At 75.0% G+C, this 16292-nt stretch carries 14 protein-coding genes; 6 read left to right on the top strand and 8 right to left on the bottom strand.

The window, feature by feature from the left end; all coding sequences use genetic code 11:
- Nucleotides 1-13: 13 nt before the first annotated feature.
- Entirely contained in the window at nt 14-679 is a 666-nt protein-coding gene (locus QE401_RS09815; RefSeq protein WP_307138027.1) for a methionine ABC transporter permease, read from the bottom strand.
- Nucleotide 680: 1 nt separating this feature from the next.
- Nucleotides 681-1793 (bottom strand): methionine ABC transporter ATP-binding protein, encoded by a 1113-nt coding sequence (locus QE401_RS09810; RefSeq protein WP_307138026.1) that lies wholly within the window; start codon nt 1791-1793, stop codon nt 681-683.
- Nucleotides 1794-2319: 526 nt separating this feature from the next.
- On the opposite strand from QE401_RS09810, the gene QE401_RS09805 reads away from it, so the two are divergent.
- Together QE401_RS09805 and QE401_RS09800 are read left to right on the top strand one after the other, a co-directional pair.
- Nucleotides 2320-4017, top strand: a complete 1698-nt coding sequence (locus QE401_RS09805; protein ID WP_307138025.1) for a DEAD/DEAH box helicase — start codon at nt 2320-2322, stop codon at nt 4015-4017.
- A gap of 387 nt (nt 4018-4404) precedes the next feature.
- Nucleotides 4405-5619 (top strand): zinc-binding metallopeptidase family protein, encoded by a 1215-nt coding sequence (locus QE401_RS09800; RefSeq protein ID WP_307138024.1) that lies wholly within the window; start codon nt 4405-4407, stop codon nt 5617-5619.
- Nucleotides 5620-5733: 114 nt separating this feature from the next.
- Here QE401_RS09800 and QE401_RS09795 read toward each other — a convergent pair whose 3' ends face one another.
- Together QE401_RS09795 and QE401_RS09790 are read right to left on the bottom strand one after the other, a co-directional pair.
- Nucleotides 5734-6504 carry a FadR/GntR family transcriptional regulator gene (locus QE401_RS09795; RefSeq protein WP_307138023.1) on the bottom strand — a complete coding sequence of 257 codons (771 nt, stop codon included), beginning with the start codon at nt 6502-6504 and terminating at the stop codon, nt 5734-5736.
- Between the two features lie 131 nt (nt 6505-6635).
- Nucleotides 6636-8246, bottom strand: coding sequence for an ABC transporter substrate-binding protein (locus QE401_RS09790; RefSeq protein WP_307138022.1), 1611 nt, complete (start codon nt 8244-8246; stop codon nt 6636-6638).
- A gap of 162 nt (nt 8247-8408) precedes the next feature.
- On the opposite strand from QE401_RS09790, the gene QE401_RS09785 reads away from it, so the two are divergent.
- Both QE401_RS09785 and QE401_RS09780 read left to right on the top strand, forming a co-directional pair.
- Nucleotides 8409-9356 carry a nucleoside hydrolase gene (locus QE401_RS09785; protein ID WP_307138021.1) on the top strand — a complete coding sequence of 316 codons (948 nt, stop codon included), beginning with the start codon at nt 8409-8411 and terminating at the stop codon, nt 9354-9356.
- 7 nt (nt 9357-9363) lie between these two features.
- Complete coding sequence (locus tag QE401_RS09780) at nt 9364-9900, top strand: AAA family ATPase (RefSeq protein WP_307138020.1); 537 nt, start codon at nt 9364-9366, stop codon at nt 9898-9900.
- Here the strand turns inward: QE401_RS09780 and QE401_RS09775 are convergent.
- From QE401_RS09775 to QE401_RS09760, 4 genes are all read right to left on the bottom strand, one after another.
- Nucleotides 9897-10142, bottom strand: a complete 246-nt coding sequence (locus QE401_RS09775) for a hypothetical protein (RefSeq protein WP_307138019.1) — start codon at nt 10140-10142, stop codon at nt 9897-9899. The two genes, QE401_RS09780 and QE401_RS09775, sit on opposite strands and share 4 nt — an antisense overlap.
- Before the next feature lie 136 nt (nt 10143-10278).
- Nucleotides 10279-13206, bottom strand: a complete 2928-nt coding sequence (locus QE401_RS09770) for a response regulator (RefSeq protein WP_307138018.1) — start codon at nt 13204-13206, stop codon at nt 10279-10281.
- A complete protein-coding gene (locus QE401_RS09765) occupies nt 13206-14426 on the bottom strand; it encodes a TRAP transporter substrate-binding protein (RefSeq protein WP_307138017.1) in 1221 nt (406 codons plus the stop codon). Before QE401_RS09765 ends, QE401_RS09770 begins: the two co-directional genes overlap by 1 nt.
- Nucleotides 14427-14461: 35 nt before the next feature.
- Nucleotides 14462-14734 carry a hypothetical protein gene (locus QE401_RS09760; protein ID WP_307138016.1) on the bottom strand — a complete coding sequence of 91 codons (273 nt, stop codon included), beginning with the start codon at nt 14732-14734 and terminating at the stop codon, nt 14462-14464.
- Nucleotides 14735-14820: 86 nt separating this feature from the next.
- Here QE401_RS09760 and QE401_RS09755 point away from each other — a divergent pair, with 86 nt between their 5' ends.
- Both QE401_RS09755 and QE401_RS09750 read left to right on the top strand, forming a co-directional pair.
- Entirely contained in the window at nt 14821-15561 is a 741-nt protein-coding gene (locus QE401_RS09755) for a glycerophosphodiester phosphodiesterase (protein ID WP_307138015.1), read from the top strand.
- A 5-nt stretch (nt 15562-15566) separates the two neighbouring features.
- Nucleotides 15567-16226 (top strand): histidine phosphatase family protein, encoded by a 660-nt coding sequence (locus QE401_RS09750; RefSeq protein WP_307138014.1) that lies wholly within the window; start codon nt 15567-15569, stop codon nt 16224-16226.
- The last annotated feature ends 66 nt before the right edge of the window (nt 16227-16292 follow it).

Below are 16292 nucleotides of genomic sequence, written 5' to 3'. Positions count from 1 at the left end.
GTGATCGGATGATTCAGCGGTGGCTGACGCGGCGGACCAGCCAGTCCCCCAGCGATTGCAGCCCCTGGACGAAAAGGATCAGCACGGCGACGACACTGGCCATCACCTCCGGCATGAAGCGCTGATAGCCGAAGCGGATGCCGAGATCGCCCAGGCCCCCGCCGCCCACCGCGCCGGCCATGGCGGAATAGCCCACCAGGCTGACCAGGGTGACGGTGATGGCGGCGACCAGGCCGGGCATCGCCTCGGGCACCAGCACCTTCCAGAGGATCTGCAGCCGCGTGGCGCCCATGGCGCGCGAGGCCTCGACCACGCCGCGATCGACCTCGCGCAGGGCGGTCTCGAACAGGCGGGTGATGAAGGCGGTGGCGGCGAGCGCCAGCGGCACGATGGCCGCGCCCGTGCCGATCGAGGTCCCGGCGACGATGCGGGTGAAGGGCACGATCGCCACCATCAGGATGATGAAGGGGGTCGAGCGCACGGCGTTGATCAGCAGGCCGAGCGGGCGGTTGACCAGCCCGTTCTGCGCCAGGCCACCCGGGGCGGTGGCGTGCAGCAGCAGCGCCAGCGGCAGGCCGAAGAGCACGGCGATGCCGGCGGCGGCGGCCACCATGGTCAGGGTCTCGATCGCAGCCTCGTAGAAGAGCTGCTCGATCATCGGGGAAAGCCAGGGGATCATGTCAGGCAGCCTCCGCCCGGTCGTGGATCTCAGCCTCGGTGAGGGGGGTGACGGCGAGGCCCAGCTCGGCGAACCAGGCGAGCGCCGCGTCGATGCGCTCCGGCGCGCCATAGGCGGCCAGCGCCATCAGGCCGAAGGGTTCGCCGGCGATCTCGTCGATGCGGCCGGAGATGATGTTGAGGTCGAGGCCGTAGCGGCGCGACGCCTCGGAAATGACCGAGCGCGTGCTGTGCGGGCCGGCGAAGAGCACCTGCAGCAGGCGCCGCTCCTCCCCGGCATTCGGGGCGGGCAGGCGGGCCACCGTGCCGGGCGGGACGGAATGGCCGATGGTGTCGGCGATGAAGCGCCGCGTGGTCGGGTGGGCAGGACGCGTGAAGACGTCGAAGACGCGCCCCTCCTCGATCACCTGGCCGCGCTCCATGACGGCCACGCGGTCGCAGATCTCCTTCACCACCGCCATCTCATGGGTGATCAGCAGCACGGTGAGGTCGAGCTGGTCGCGCAGCCGCTTGATCAGCGCCAGGATCTCCTGCGTCGTCTCGGGGTCGAGCGCGCTGGTCGCCTCGTCGCAGAGCAGGATCTTCGGGCGCGGGGCCAAAGCGCGGGCGATGCCGACGCGCTGCTTCTGCCCGCCGGAAAGCTGCGCCGGATAGGCGCCGGCCTTCTCGGCCAGGCCCACCAGCGCCAGCGCCTCGGCCACGCGCGACGCGCGCTCGGCGCGCGGCACCCCGGCGACCTCCAGCGGGAAGGCCACATTGTCGGCGACGGTGCGGGAGGCGAGCAGGTTGAAATGCTGGAACACCATGCCGATGCGCCGGCGGCGGTCGCGCAGCGCGCCATCGTCGAGCGCCAGCAGATCCTCGCCCAGCACCCGGACCTCGCCGGAATCGGGGCGCTCCAGCAGGTTCACGCAGCGGATCAGCGTGGATTTGCCGGCACCCGAGCGGCCGACGATGCCGTAGATCTCGCCCGGCGCCACCTGCAGGGAGACGCCGTCCAGCGCGCGGACCTCGGCCCCGCCGCGCCCGGCGAAGCGGCGTCTGAGGTCATGCAGCCGGATGGCGGCATCCTTCGTGGCGGGGGCGGGCCCCGTCGCGGCAGCGGCAGAAGACATGGCAATTCCAGTGACGTCGGGGAAGCGGGCGCGCCTGGCCCGGCTCAGCTGGGCGCGCGGTGTGGCCGGGTCTAGCGGCGGGGCATTCGACAGATCATGGGCACCTCGGGCTCTCCAACAAACCGGTCGGATGATCCACGAAGCGACCGGCGGTGCGGGGGCGTCTCCCCCGCATACCGCAGCCCGGCTTCCTGGCGCTTTAGCACTTGGTGTCGCGGCGCAAGCTGCATCCGTCAAATCCCCGCGGGAAGGTATAGTCCCCTTCCGGTGCGGAGAATGGGGAAATCACGCTGGCGGTGCAAGCGGGCGCGTGGCGATTTCTTCATGCGCGTCCTGCATGGCTCTATCCCAGGCCCACGCGCCGCGTGCAAAGCGCGCGGAAACCTTGTAGGACCCGCGCACTGGCCGGCCGATGGCCCCGAGGATGCGCCCGCTCACGGGTGGCAAGGGGGGAGGTGCCGCGCCCATATCCCCGGCGGCCCCTGAGGGGGCGCCCCACCCGATACGCGGCGGATTTTTCGAACACATGCCTTTTCCTGTGATGCCTGAAGCGCTGCTGCGCGCCCTGACCGAGCGCGGCTATGCCGAGCCCACCACCGTCCAGGCGGCGGTGCTGGAGGCCGAGACGGCCGGGCGGGACCTGCTGGTCTCGGCGCAGACCGGCTCCGGCAAGACGGTCGCCTTCGGCCTGGCCCTCGCGCCCGAGCTGCTGGGCGGGGCCGAGCGCATGCCGCATGCCGGCGCGCCGCTGGCCATCGTTGTCGCCCCCACCCGCGAGCTGGCGCTGCAGGTGCGCGCCGAGCTTTCCTGGCTCTATGCCGCGGCCGGCGGCCGCGTGGTCAGCTGCGTCGGCGGCATGGACCCGCTGGCCGAGCGCCGCGCCCTGGCGCAGGGCGCGCATATCGTCGTCGGCACGCCGGGCCGGCTCTGCGACCATCTCGACCGCGGCAATCTCCGCCCCGAGGCGCTGCGCGCCGTGGTGCTGGACGAGGCGGATGAGATGCTCGATCTCGGCTTCCGCGAGGAGCTGGAGATGATCCTCGGCGCGGCGCCGGAGGAGCGGCGCACGCTGCTCTTCTCCGCCACCGTGCCGCCGGAGATCGAGCGCCTGGCCGGCAGCTTCCAGCGCGACGCGCTGCGCATCTCGGCCAAGGCCGAGGGCGGGCAGCATCGCGACATCGCCTACAAGGCGGTGCAGGTGGCGCCGCAGGACACCGAGCGCGCGGTGGTCAACCTGCTGCGCCTGTCCGACAGCCCGCGCGCCATCGTCTTCTGCTCGACCCGCGCCGCCGTCACCCGGCTGCAGTCCAACCTGGCCGAGCGCGGCTTCTCCGCCGTGGCGCTGTCGGGCGAGCTGTCGCAGGCCGAGCGGTCGCGCGCGCTGCAGGCGCTGCGCGATGGCCGCGCCCAGGTCTGCGTCGCCACCGACGTCGCGGCGCGCGGCATCGACCTGCCGGATCTCGGCCTGGTCATCCATGCCGAGCTGCCGAAGGAGCCGGAGACCATGCTGCACCGTTCCGGCCGCACCGGCCGGGCGGGGCGCAAGGGCATCTCGGTGCTGATCGTGCCGCCGAATCGCCGCCGCACCGCCGAGCGGCTGCTGATGGCCGCCCGCGTCCAGGCCGAATGGGGCCCGGCCCCGGCGGCCGAGGAGATCCGCGCCAAGGATGCCGAGCGGCTGGCCGCCCAGGCCGGCACGCTGCTGGCCGAGGAGGCCTCGGCCGAGGATGTCGCCGTGGCGGAGGCGCTGCTCTCCGGCGGCGCCGACCCGAAGGCGCTGGCCGCCGCGCTGGTGAAGGTGCTGCGCGCGCCGCTGCCGGCGCCGGAGGAGCTGGCCTCGCCGGATGAGTATCTGCGCCGCCCGGTGCGGGAGCCGCGCGAGCCGCGGGGCGAGGAAGGCATCTGGTTCCGCATGAATGTCGGGCGCGACGGGCGCGCCGATCCGCGCTGGGTGCTGCCTTTCCTCTGCCGTCGCGGCGGGGTGCAGCGCAACGAGATCGGCCGCATCCGCATCCTGGGCCGCGAGACGCAGTTCGAGGTGGCGCCCGCCGCCGCCTCGCGCTTCGCCGCCGCGGCGCGCCGGCCGGATGCGGACGATCCGCATATCCGGGTGGAGCAGATGGCCGAGGGCATGCCGGCCCAGGCGCCGCGCGGCCCGCGCCCGCCCTATCGCGACCGTGGCGGCGAGCGCTCGGGGCCCCGCCGCGGCGCGGCCCGGCATTGAGGCGCGGCGCGGCGCGGCATTGAGGCGCGGCGCCCGGCTGCCGGCCGGGTGTCGCGCGGGACCAGGAACGGCGCGGTCCCAGGGCCGCGCCGCTGCCCCGCGACGGGGGGCGGGGAGGGAATAGCCCCTCTTCCAACCCGAATCGGCGCCGGGCGGACCGGTATCAGGAGCGGCGCCGGCTCGCCGGGAAGCCCGCCCTGAACCGGTTCCAGATATGGTCGTGATCAGGCTTAACCTCAATGGTTGCGCCTCAGCCGCTTCAACAAGGCGTGCGAGCCGGTCCGGCCCCCTGCAGCGCCGCCCTCCACACTGCTAATCCATGCCCGCCGGCGCGATGGTGCGCCGTGCGAGGGCCGGCCCGAAACGGGGCGGCCAGGAGCATGCGCGATGCCGTGGGAGGTGGGGCCCTCCTCCGATCTGCTCGAGGCGGGTGACGGGCTCGACCGGCTCGCGCTGGCGGCGCCGCTGCTCGGCGCCACGGGCTGGATCGACGCGCTCGGCCGGCTGGTCGCCGCCGGCGCAGCGCCGGCCCCGGCCGGAGAGGCGCTGCGCGACGCGCTGCGCGACATGTTCGCCCCGCTCGGCTTCGGCCTGCGCGCGGTGGCCGCCGGCGGCGGCCCGCCCAGCCTGGTGGCGGCGCGCCGCACCGGCCGGCCGCCCTGCACGCTGCTCTTCCCGCTCGGCATCGCCGGCCCCGCCCCGGGCTGGACCCGCCCGCCGCATGCGCTGACGCGCCATGGCGACCGGCTCTACGGCCTGGGCATCGCCCAGGTGAAGGGCGCGATCGCCGCCAGCTGGGCGGCGATGTGCGTGGCCGACGCGGTCGGGCTGCGGCTGCGCCACGACCCGGTGCTGCTGTTCACCGCCGATTCCGCCAACGGCCCCGGCCACGCCCTGCGCGCCCTGGCGGCGCAGGGGGAGCTGGCGGGGCCGCTGCTGAATCTGGGCGGGCTGGCCGGGCCGCGGCGCTGGTCCGGCGCCCCGGGCAGCCTGGAATTCGAGATCCGCATCACCGCCCAGGGCACCGCCGCCGCCGGCGCCGCCGCCTTGCCGGTGCTGGAGCGGCTGATGGAGCTGCGCGCCGCCCTGGCCGCGCGCGCCGGCGACCCGCGCAGCCCGGTGCCCGGCCTGTCGGTGCTGTCGGTGCGGGTCGTGCCGGCCGAGGCGGAGGGCGGCGCGCCGGTCTGCCTGCTGCGCCTGCTGCGCCGCTTCGGCGCGGCGGAGGGCGAGGCGGCGGCGGAGGCCGAGCTGCGCCAGGTCCTGGCCGGGCTGCCGGCGCTGCCCGGCGGCTGCGCCCTGGCGCTGCGCCGCCTGTCGCTGCAGCCCGCGGTCGGCCGGCCGGATGATGGCGCGCAGCTGGCCCGCTGGGAGCAGGCGCTGCGCTGGGGCCATGGCTATGGGCCGCAGCCCTTCCGCGCCTATGCCGGGACCGAGCCCTCGCCGCTTGGCCATGCCAGCCACGCCGGGCTGGTGGAGCTGATGCAGGGCGGCCTGCTGCGCCCGGGCCAGCGCCCCGGCGCGGCCGATGAATCGAGCACGGTGGAGGAGGTGGAGGCGCTGTCGCGCAGCCTGCTCGCCTTCCTGTCCGAGGCCGCGCCCTGAGCTCCCCGCCCCGGCGCTTCGCCGGGGCGCCCACGGCCCAGCCCGTCCGGCGCGCGGCGGGCCGGCCGGGCTGTGCGGCGCCGGCTCAGCCCGGCCGGAGCGCAGCCCGCCGGTTCACGCCGGCTGGGCCGCGCTCAGCCGGCCGGCCAGCCGGGCATAGCGGTCGCGGCTGGCGGTCAGGTGCCGGCGCATGGCGCTGCGCGCCGCCGCCGCCTGGCCGCTGGTGATGGCCGCGGCGATGCGCGCATGCTCCTCCTGCACCCGCTCCAGATAGGCGGTGCGCGCCTCGCCCTCCTCCAGCTGCGGCCGCACCGTCTGGCGCGGGATCAGCATCGGCCCAAGGAATTCCAGGAAGCGCGGGAAGAAGCTGTTGGCGGTCGCCGCGAAGATGGCGCGGTGGAACTCCAGATCCTGCTGCACGGCGCTCTCGCCCGCCTGCACCGCCGCCTCGAAGGCGGCCGCCGCCTGCTGGATGCGCTCCAGCGCCGCCGCGTCGCGCCGCTCGGCGGCGAGCCCCGCCGCCTCGCTCTCGATGGCGATGCGCAGCTCGATCACCTGCAGCACATCCTGCAGCGAGCGCATCTCGGCCGGGTCGATGCGGATCTGCCCGCGCGCCGAAGGGTCGGCGACAAAGGCGCCGACGCCCTGGCGGGTCAGCACCAGCCCCTCGGCGCGTAAGGCGGCCACCGCCTCGCGCACCACGGTGCGGGAGACGCCGGCCTGGCGCATCAGCGCCTGCTCGGTCGGCAGCCGGTCGCCCGGGCTCAGCCTGCCGGCGCGGATCTCGGCCGCCAGCCGGCGCACCAGCTCCGCCGTCAGATTGGCCGGCGGGGACAGCGGCGCCAGCTCGATCCCCTGCGCCGCACCCGGGTCGCGTCCGTCCATCGCTGTGGCCTCTCCTCGTCGGGGCGCCGTTCCACCCCTTTCATCAGGTTATCATATGAGAGCACGGAGGGCGAGGCGGCTCTCCGCCGCGCCCCGCCCGGCCCTGGCGGGCCGGCTCAGTGCGGGCCGGCTCAGGGCGCTCGGCGCGCGCTCATCGCCAGCGTCATCTCGTCGGTGCGCGCCTCATAGGCGAGGCCGCGCCGCATCGCCCAGGTGTTGACCTGGAAATAGAGCGGGATCAGCGCCGTCTGGTCGCGCAGCGCGGCGCGGGTCGCCTGCTGCGTCAGCGCGGCGCGCTCGGCATCGTCCATGGTCTGGCGCGCCTTCTGGATCAGCCCGTCGAGGTCGGTGTTGCTGAACCGGCCGCGATTGGCGGTGCCGAGGCCGAGCGACGGGTTCCAGCTATGGATCTGCGTCTCCAGCATGCCCAGCACCTCGGGGTTGGGCGAGAAGCCGGCCAGGTTGACCGAGTATTTCAGCTGCGCCGCCTCGGCCAGCCAGACGCCGCGCGGCCGGGTCTCGACACTGGCCACCAGGCCGAGCCGGGTCCACATCTGGGCGATGGCCTGCACCACCTGCTCGTCATTGACGAAGCGGTCATTCGGCCCGTTCACCTGCAGCGCGAAGCCCTGGGCATAGCCGGCCTCGGCCAGCAGGCGCTTCGCCCCTTCGAGGTCGTAGGGCGGCGGCGTCAGGTCGGGGGAGGTGCCGAAATAGCCGGCCGGGCCCAGATCGCCGGCCGGCACGCCCTGGCCCTGCAGCACGCGCTGCACCAGCGCGTCGCGGTTGATGGCAATCGACAGCGCCCGGCGCACCCGCGGGTCGCGCAGCGGGTTGGCGATCGGCCCGCCATCGCGGGCGCGCACATGCGGGCTGTCGACGCGGTCGCTGTCCAGCGTCAGGAACAGCAGGCGGTTGGACGGGCTCTCGGCGGTGGCGAAGCGGGCATCGCTGCCCAGGCGGCGGAACTGGTCCGGCGGCACGATCTCGATCAGGTCGACATCGCCGGCGGTGAGCGCCGCGACGCGGGCGCCGGCATTGGCGATGGGGCGGAACTCGACGCGGGCGAAATCCGGCTTCGGGCCGGCGAACTCCTCATTGCGCTGCAAGACGAGCGGGCTGCCCGGCTGCCAGGAGACATGCCGGTACGGCCCGGTGCCGATCATGGCGCGGCCGCTGTTGTAATCGGCCGTCGTCGCCGCCTCGCCCTGCGCCTTGGAGACGATCATCACCAGCGACAGGTAGTTGGGCAGCAGCGGCGTCGGCGCCGTGGTGCGGATCAGGATCGTCGTCGGATCCACCGCCTCCACCGCCGCGATCGGCCTGGTGTAGACGCGGAAGGAGGAGGGCGAGTTCGGCACGTCGCCGGCGCGGCGCAGGGTGAAGGCGACATCCTCCGCCGTCACCGGGCTGCCATCGTGGAAGCGCGCCGCGGGGTCGAGGCGGAATTCCCAGGTCAGCTCATTGACCGCGCGCCAGGCGGTGGCGATGGCCGGGCGCAGCTGCTGCCGGTGGTCCTGCTGCACCAGCGGCTGGAAGACATGCCGGCTATAGGCGATGTTGGTGATGATGCTGGCGTAATGCGGGTCGAGGCTGGTCGGCCCGCCCTCCATGCCGATGCGCAGCGTCTCCTGTGCCGGCGTGGACGCCACCGCCTGGGCCAGGGCCGCGCCGGGCTGCAGCAACAGCAGCGGTGCCGCCAGGAGGATGGCGGCGAGCGGGCCGAGACGCGGGCTGGACATGGGCGGGCTTCTCTTGCTGCCGGGGAGGGGCGGTGGTTCGCTGCGGCGCAAACTGGCATGCTGCCCGCCCCGCCGCAACGCGGCGCCCCCGCCTGTCCGTCCCGCCTGTCCGTCCCGCCGGGCCGCCCCGCCACCCATTCCCACTCCATCCAAGAGAGATGCATGACCGACACCGCCCCGCGCCGCGTGCTGATGGATTGCGACCCGGGCACGGATGACGCCCTGGCGCTGTGGCTGGCCCTGGCCTCGCCCGAGATCGATCTGCGCCTGGTCACCGTCGCCGGTGGCAATGTCGGGCTGGAGCGCACCCTGCCCAATGCGCGCGCCGTGCTCGGCCTGGCCGGCGCCACCGTGCCGCTGCTGGCCGGGGCCGACCGGCCGCTGATCGGCCGCTTCCGCCCCGAGACGCGGGTGCATGGCCAGGACGGGCTGGCCGGTGTGGTGCTGCCCGAAGGAAAACCCGCCGCGCCGGGCCTGGCCGCCGATGCGCTGCGCGCGGCGCTGCGGGAGGCGGCGCCCGGCAGCCTCACCCTGCTCGGCATCGCGCCCGCCACCAACCTGGCGCTGGCCCTGGCGACCGAGCCGGAGCTGGCCGACCGCGTCGCCGAGATCGTGCTGATGACCGGCGCGCTGGGCGAGGGCAACTGGACCGAGGCCGCCGAATTCAACGCCGCCATGGATCCGGAGGCGCTGGCGCTGCTGCTGCAGGCCGGCCCCCCGGTGACGCTGGCGACGCTGGAGCTGACCGCCCAGGCGCTGGTGACGCCGGAGCGCATCGCCCGCCTGCGTGGCCAGGGGGGCGGCCAGGGGGGCGGGCGCTGCCTGGCGGCGGCGCTGGCGATCCTGGAGGCGGTGCCGCCCTCGCGCCGCTTCGGCCATCGCGGCGCGCCGCTGCACGATCCCTGCGCCGTCGCCTGGCTGGTGGCGCCGCAGCTCTTCACCCATCGCGCGGTGGCGGCGGAGGTGGTGCTGGACGGGCGCGACCGCGGCCGCACCCGCATCGACCGCTGGGGCCGCGGCACGGCGCCGCGCAATGCCCGGCTGCTGGAGGGGCTGGACGCCGACGGCTTCTTCGCCCTGCTGGGCGACCGGTTGGCGGCGCTGCCCTGAGCCCGGCATGAGCGCGCGTTTCGTGGTGCTGTCCGGCTGTTCCGGCGGCGGCAAATCCACCCTGCTGGCGGAGCTGGCGCGGCGCGGCCATGCCGTGGTGGCGGAGCCGGGCCGGCGCATCGTGCAGGCGGAGCTGCAGGGCCGCGGCGCCGCGCTGCCCTGGGTCGATCTCGCCGCCTTCGCCCGCCGCGCCATCGACCTGGCGCTGGCCGACCGCGCGGCGATGCGGGGCCAGCCGGGCTGGGTGTTCTTCGACCGCGGCCTGGTCGATGCCGCCGCGGCGCTGGAGCATGCCACGGGGGAGCCGGCGCTGGAGCGGCTGGGCCGGGCGCATCGCTACCACGGCACCGTCTTCCTCACCCCGCCCTGGCCGGCGCTCTATGCCGAGGATGCCGAGCGCCGGCACGGTCTGGCGGAGGCGATGGAGGAGCATGCGCGGCTGCAGCGGGCCTATGCCCGGCTCGGCTACCGCCTGCTGGCGCTGCCGAGGACCGGGGTCGCGGCGCGGGCCGAGGCGCTGCTGCGGGCGCTGGGCGCCGCCTAGAAGAGCGGGCGGATCCCGCCCGAGCTGGCCCCGCGCGTGCCGCCCGCCACCCCGTCCAGCTCGCCCTGCGACAGGCCCTCAGGCGCGGCCAGCAGCGTCTCCGGCAGGTCGTAGCCGCGCCCGCGCAGCCGCGCCGACAACGCCGCCAGGCTCGGCGCCGCCGCCCATTCGGCGCGCAGCCAGGCGGCCAGCGCCGGATCGGCGGCCAGGTCCCGTTGCAGGCGGTCGAGTTCGCTGGACATGGCAGGCGCCTCCGCATTGGGTGAGGCGCCACTCTGCCACGCGGCGGCGCGGCGCGCTGTGCCGCCCGTCTCGATGATTTGGCTCCCGATGACTTGGCTCTCGATCATTGGCGGCCTGGCTCGGCTTTCCCGGCGCTCAGCCGGTCTCGGCGCCGCCCTGCCGCGCCAGCCAGTTGCGCAGCGCCGGCAGCGTCTCCTCCAGCGCCTGGCGGGCGCGCTGCAGCGGCTCGGCGGTGGGCTGGCCCTGCGCCACGGCGCGCTGGATCTCCTCCAGCGCCCGCGCCAGCCGGCGCGCCCCCATGGTGCGCGCGACCCCCAGCAGCCGGTGCACCGTGGCGCGCAGCTGCCCGGTCTCCGGCGTGGCGGAGAGCGCCTGCAGGCTGTCCCGCCCGCGCTCCAGCTCGGCCACGAACTCGGTCAGCACCGCGGCGGCGGAGGCGCCGAGATCGGCCATCAGCGCCTGGCCGGCGGCGGCGTCCAGCAGCGGCGGGGCGGGGCCGGCCTCGGGCTCGCGCGGCGGCGGGGCGGCGCCGGCGGGGCGCGCCTCGGCGAATTGCCGCACCATGCGCAGCAGCGTCTCGCGGTCGATCGGCTTGGCCAGATGGCCATCCATGCCGGCCATGCGGCAGGCCTCCACCTGCTCCGGCATGGCCGAGGCGGTCACCGCCAGCACCGGCACCTTGCCGCGCGGGGCGGGCAGGGCGCGGATGCGGCGCGTCGCCTCCAGCCCGTCCATCACCGGCATCTGCAGATCCATCAGCACCAGGTCGTAGCTGCCCTGCTGCACGGCGGCGAGCGCCGCCGCGCCATCCTCGACGCAGGTGACATGGTGGCCGGCACTGGTCAGCATGGCGCGCGCCACCAGCCGGTTGGCCGGCACGTCGTCGACCACCAGCACCTGCAGCGGCAGGGCGCCGGGCTGCGGCAGCCGCGCCGGCGCGGCGCGCGGCTCGGCCGGCTCGGCCTCGGGCAGGGCGGCGGGCGGCAGCGGCAGCTCGACCCAGAAGATCGAGCCCGGGCCCGCCGCGCCCTCCTGCCGCCCACCCTCATAGCCGATGCGCCCGCCCATCAGCTCGGCCAGCTGCGCCGCGATGGACAGGCCGAGCCCGGTGCCGATGCCGATCTCATGCGGCATGGCGATCGGGCTCGCCAGCTGCACGAAATCGCGGAACAGCAGGTGGCGCTGCTCGGCCGGCACGCCGGGGCCGGTATCCTCGACCTCCAGGCGGATGCCCGGGCCATCGCCCAGGCTGCGGGCGCGCAGCGTGACGCGGCCGCCGCCGGGCGTGAACTTCACCGCATTGGACAGTAGGTTCAGCAGCAGCTGGCGCAGCCGCGTCGCATCCACCAGCACCGCCGGCGGCAGGTCCGGCGCCAGGTCGAGCACGAAATGCAGCGATTTGCGCTGCACCTCGGGCGCCAGCAGCGTGGCGCTGCGCTCCAGCAGCGGCGCCAGCGCGGTCGGCAGCGGCTGCAGCTCCAGCTTGCCGGCGGCGATCTTGGACAGGTCGAGCAGCCCGTTCACCAGCTCGAGCAGGTGGCGCGAGGCCTCGTGCAGCACACGCAGCTGCTCGCGCTGGTCGGGCGCCAGGCGCGGGTCGTTCAGCAGCACCTGGGCGAAGCCGAGGATGCCGTTCAGCGGGGTGCGCAGCTCATGGCTCATCCGCGCCAGGAACTGGCTCTTCGCCTCGCCGGCGGCGGCGGCGGCGTCGCGCGCCCCGGCCAGCTCCTGCATGGCGCGCTTCAGCTCGGTGATGTCGGTGCGGATGCCCACCGTGCCGCCGCCCGGCGTCGCCCGCTCGGTGATCAGCACCCAGCGGCCATCCGGCAGCAGCCGCTCCATCGGCGGGTTGTCGCCGCGGTGCCAGCGCCGCATCTCGGCCAGGAAGGCGTCCAGATCCTCGCCGGCCTGCGGGTACTGGCCGCGATAGAAGCCCTCCCGCATGATGTCGTCGAAATGCGCGCCGGGCTCGATGAAGGGCGCGCTGACCTGGTAGAAATCCTTGTAGCGCGCATTGCACGCCACCAGCCGGTCATTGGCGTCCCACATGACGAAGCCGTCCGTCATGGAATCCAGCGCATTCTCCAGCATGGCGCGCCAGCGGGTGCGCTCGGCCTCGATGCGTTCGCGCTGGCGCAGCGCCAGGATCAGCGCCGCCGCCAGCGCCGCCACCAGCGCGGCGAAGGCCAGGCTGATCGCCAGGGCGCGGACCCGCTCCTTCTCCCAGTCGGCGAGGGCGGTCGCCATCTTCATGCTGGCCGACAGCGACAGCGCCGGATAGAGCAGCGGCCGCACCGCCGAGAGGGCGCGGTCATTGTCGAAGCGGCTCTGCACCTCGACCACGCTGTTCGGCCCGACCTCGTCGATGCGGCGGGCGAGCGTCGGGCTCAGCCGCGTGCCGATGCGCGTCTCGTCATGCGGCAGGCTGGCCAGCAGCGTGCCGTCGTCGCGCTCCAGCGTGATGCGCAGGCCGGCACCTTCGCCGCCCACCGCCAGCAGCGAGCCGATCACCGGCACCGGCAGCTCGGCCACCGCCAGCAGCTGGCCGAATTCCGGCAGCACCACGCGGCGCGCCATGAACAGCGACCATTCGCCGGTGGCCGGGTTGCGGAAGGGCCCGCCGATCAGCACGGCGCCGGCGCGCGGCGCGGTCTCGACGAAGGCGCCCTCCAGCGCGAAGGGCAGCGGGCGGCGGCGGGAGACGGCGAGGCCGGTCGCCACCGGCATGCCGTCCGGGCCGATCAGCAGCACGTCGCGGAAGGTGAAGTTCTGGTTGTTCAGCTCGCGCAGCACCCGGCTGACCGCGCCCTGGTCCAGCCGCCCGGCGCTGGAGAGCGGCGCCAGGATCGCCGGCAGCCCGGCCAGCATGGCGTCGACCTGCACCAGGTTGCGGTTCAGCGAGGCCTCGACGGCGCGGGCGATGCGGTTGACCGTGTCGGTGGCGCTGCCGATCGCGGCCTCCCGCGCGCGACCGACCAGCAGGGAGGTGGCGAACCACTGCCCCGCCAGCAGCGCCACCGCCGCCAGCAGGATCGCCAGACGGATGCGTCGGAACTGCTGCATCAGTCGCCGCGGGCCATGATGCCGAGGCTGGGGCCGAGATAGGTGTTCCAGGCCCGGGTGCAGTCGGCGCCGCAGCGATCGACCCAGCGCGGCAGCACGGTGCTGGTCAGCAGCGCGCGGCGGCGCTCGATATCGGCCGGCGTCACCGGCACCAGCGTCATCCGCCCCGGCCGGCCGCTGGTGCAGCCGGGCCGGCCGGTGGCGCAGTCCAGCCCCTCGCCGGTCTCGCGCTCGGCCGCGTCCCAGATGTCGCGCTCGAGATCGGCGAGGCCGGCGCGCAGGCTGCGCCGCACATCCTCCGGCAGCGCCTCCCAGGCGGCCTGGTTGGCGGCGAAGATCGACACGCCCCAGGTCAGCGCCATGGCGTGGATATGGCTGGTCACCTCATGCAGCCCGACGGTGTTGCCGGAGAGCGTGCCGGTGACGGCGCATTCCACCACGCCCGCGCGCAGTGCCGACACCACCTCGGCGAAGGGGATGACGACGGAGGTGGCGCCCAGCGCCTCGAACAGCTCGGCCTGGCCGACCGAGGAGGTGCGGATGCGCCGCCCGGCGAGATCGGCCAGCCCCGAGAAGGGGCGCGAGCACCAGGTGACCTGGGCGGGATAGGTGTAGACCGCCAGCAGCTCGATGCCGTAGCGCTCGCGCAGCAGCTGCTGCAGATGCGGCCGGTACAGCCGCACCGTCTGGCGCAGCGTGGCGATGTCCGGGTTCAGCCCGGGCAGGTCGACGGCGTTGAACTCCGGCTCCTCACTGGAGACGACGGCGACGAGGGCGGTGCCGAAGGGCACGACGCCGAGCCGCATCAGCGGCAGCATCTCCTCGGCGCGGAAGCCGGCGCGGTCGAAGGGCGCGATCTCCGCCACCACCCGGCCATGCGTCAGCTCGGCGATGCGGCGGCGCCAGAAGGGCTCCTCATAGCGGGTGTACTGGGCGACATTGGCCAGCCCGCCCACCACCTTGAGCTGCACCGGCTCGCCCGGCGCCGCGGGGCGCGCGGGGGCGGCGTGCAGCGCGCCCAGCCCCGGCGGCAGGCCGTTGCGGCCGGGCGCGGGTGCGGGGGCAGGGGCATGTGTCGGCGCAGGAGGCTGGGCCGGCTGCGCTGCGGCGGGGCGCGCGGCACCGGGTAGCCCGGGCCCCGGCAGGGCGGCGAGCGCCGCGCCGGCCAGCAGCAGGGCCGGGCGAAGGGAGCGCAGTCGGGCGGCAAGCCTTGGCAGCATCATCTCATCCTGGGGCGCCGGGGCGGGGCCGGGGATCAGCCCAGCCGGCTGCGGATCCATTCCTCCGCCTCGGCGGACAGCCCGTCCCAGCTCGGCTGGCTGAGCGGCGTGACCAGCAGCGCGCCGCCGAAGCCGGCCCGCCGCATGGCGCCGCGCAGATGCTCGACCAGGTAGGGCGCCGAGACGGCGCTCTCCACCAGCAGCGAACCGGGCAGCGTCAGATGCGATTCGGCCAGCTGCCAGACCGCATCCTCCAGCGCCGCGGCACCATCGGCCGGCTGATCGTGGGCTACCAGCAGGAGGGGCATGTCACGACCTCGCGGGAGATTTACGTCGAGTGTATCGGGCATGGCCGGGTTGCGCCAGAAGCCACGGCAGGGCAGAGCTTGCCATCATGCAGACCCCGCCCACGCAGATCGTCAGCCATCGCGGCGGCGCCTTCCTCTGGCCCGAGAACAGCCTGGAGGCGTTCCGCAACAGCCTCGCCCTGCCGATCGAGCAGGCGGAATGCGACATCCATCTGAGCGCCGATGGCGTGCCGGTGGTGATCCATGACACCACGCTGCAGCGCACCACCGAGGGCCAGGGCCCGGTCTCGTCGCGCGGCGCGGCGGAGCTGGCGCAGCTGCGGCTGCGCGGCGCCGGGCATTTGAAGATCCCGCTGCTCTCCGAGCTCGCCGCGCTGTTCCGCGGCCAGGCGATGCAGCTGCAGGTCGAGCTGAAGACACCCCCCGGCCAGGCGCCCGACCCGGCGCTGCTGCGCCGCACGCTCTCGGTGCTGGACGAGGCCGGCATCCGCGCCCAGTGCCGCATCATCTCCTTCGAGGCCGACCTCGCCGCCGCGGCGCAGCGCGCCGGCGGGCTGGCCGGGGTGATCTGGCTGTTCGAGCCCGGGCTGCTGGCCAGCATCGGCGCCGAGGGGGTGGTGGGCGTCGCCCGCGCGCATGGCTTCGACACGGTCGAGACGCATATCGCCGCGCTGGACGAGGCGCTGGCGCAGCGGCTGCGCCAGGCCGGGCTGCGCATCGGCGTCTGGGGCGCCAACCACGCGCCCGGCATCGGCCGCGCGCTGTCGCTCGGCGTCGACATGATGGCCACCGACGATCCGGTGCTGGCCCTGGCGCTGCGCGGCTGAGGCGGATGCGCCGCCGCCATCTCTGGCTGCTGCCGCTGGCGGCCGCGCCGGTGCCGCGCGGCGGCGTGGCGCAGCCGGCGCCGAATGGCCGCGCCGCGCCGCGCGGCGGCCCGGGCGAGGCGCCGGGCGGGCTGCTCGGCGCGGCTGAGGCGCTGCGGCTGCTGCGGCGCGGCGGGCTGAACCTGTATCTGCGCCACGGCATCACCGACCGCGCCCAGGCCGATACCGGCGTGCTGGAGCAGCGCGCGGCGCAGCGCAATCTCAGCCAGGCCGGCGAGGCGCAGGCGCGCGCCCTGGGCGTCGCGCTGCGCCGCCTGCGGGTGCCGGTGGCCGAGGTGCTGACCAGCCCGGTCTTCCGCGCCCGCGACACGGCGGAGCTGGCCTTCGGCGCGGCGCAGCTCCACCCGGCGCTGGTGGCCGACGACTATACGCGGCGCGACCCGCGGCAGGACGCGGCCGAGGTCTCGGCGCTGCTGGCGCGGCCGGTGGTGGGCGGCAACCGGGTGCTGGTCGGGCATATCGTGCCGCTGGGGCTGGTGCTGGGGCGCGGCCTGTCGCAGGCGGAATTCCCGGAAGGCGCCATGGCGCTGTTCCAGCCGCAGGGCGCCGCCTGGCGCTTCCTCGGCGTGGTCGCGGCGGAGACGCTGATCGACGCCCAGGGCTAGGGTTGGGCCCGGGTTGGGCCGGGGCCGGCATCCCGCCGGCGGGCAGCGGCCATACCGGATCCGGCC

This window comes from Pseudoroseomonas cervicalis (assembly GCF_030818485.1).
In the GTDB taxonomy this organism is placed as follows: domain Bacteria; phylum Pseudomonadota; class Alphaproteobacteria; order Acetobacterales; family Acetobacteraceae; genus Pseudoroseomonas; species Pseudoroseomonas cervicalis_A.
Note: the sequence above shows the minus strand (reverse complement) of the source record. Positions and strands in the feature narration are given on the sequence as shown.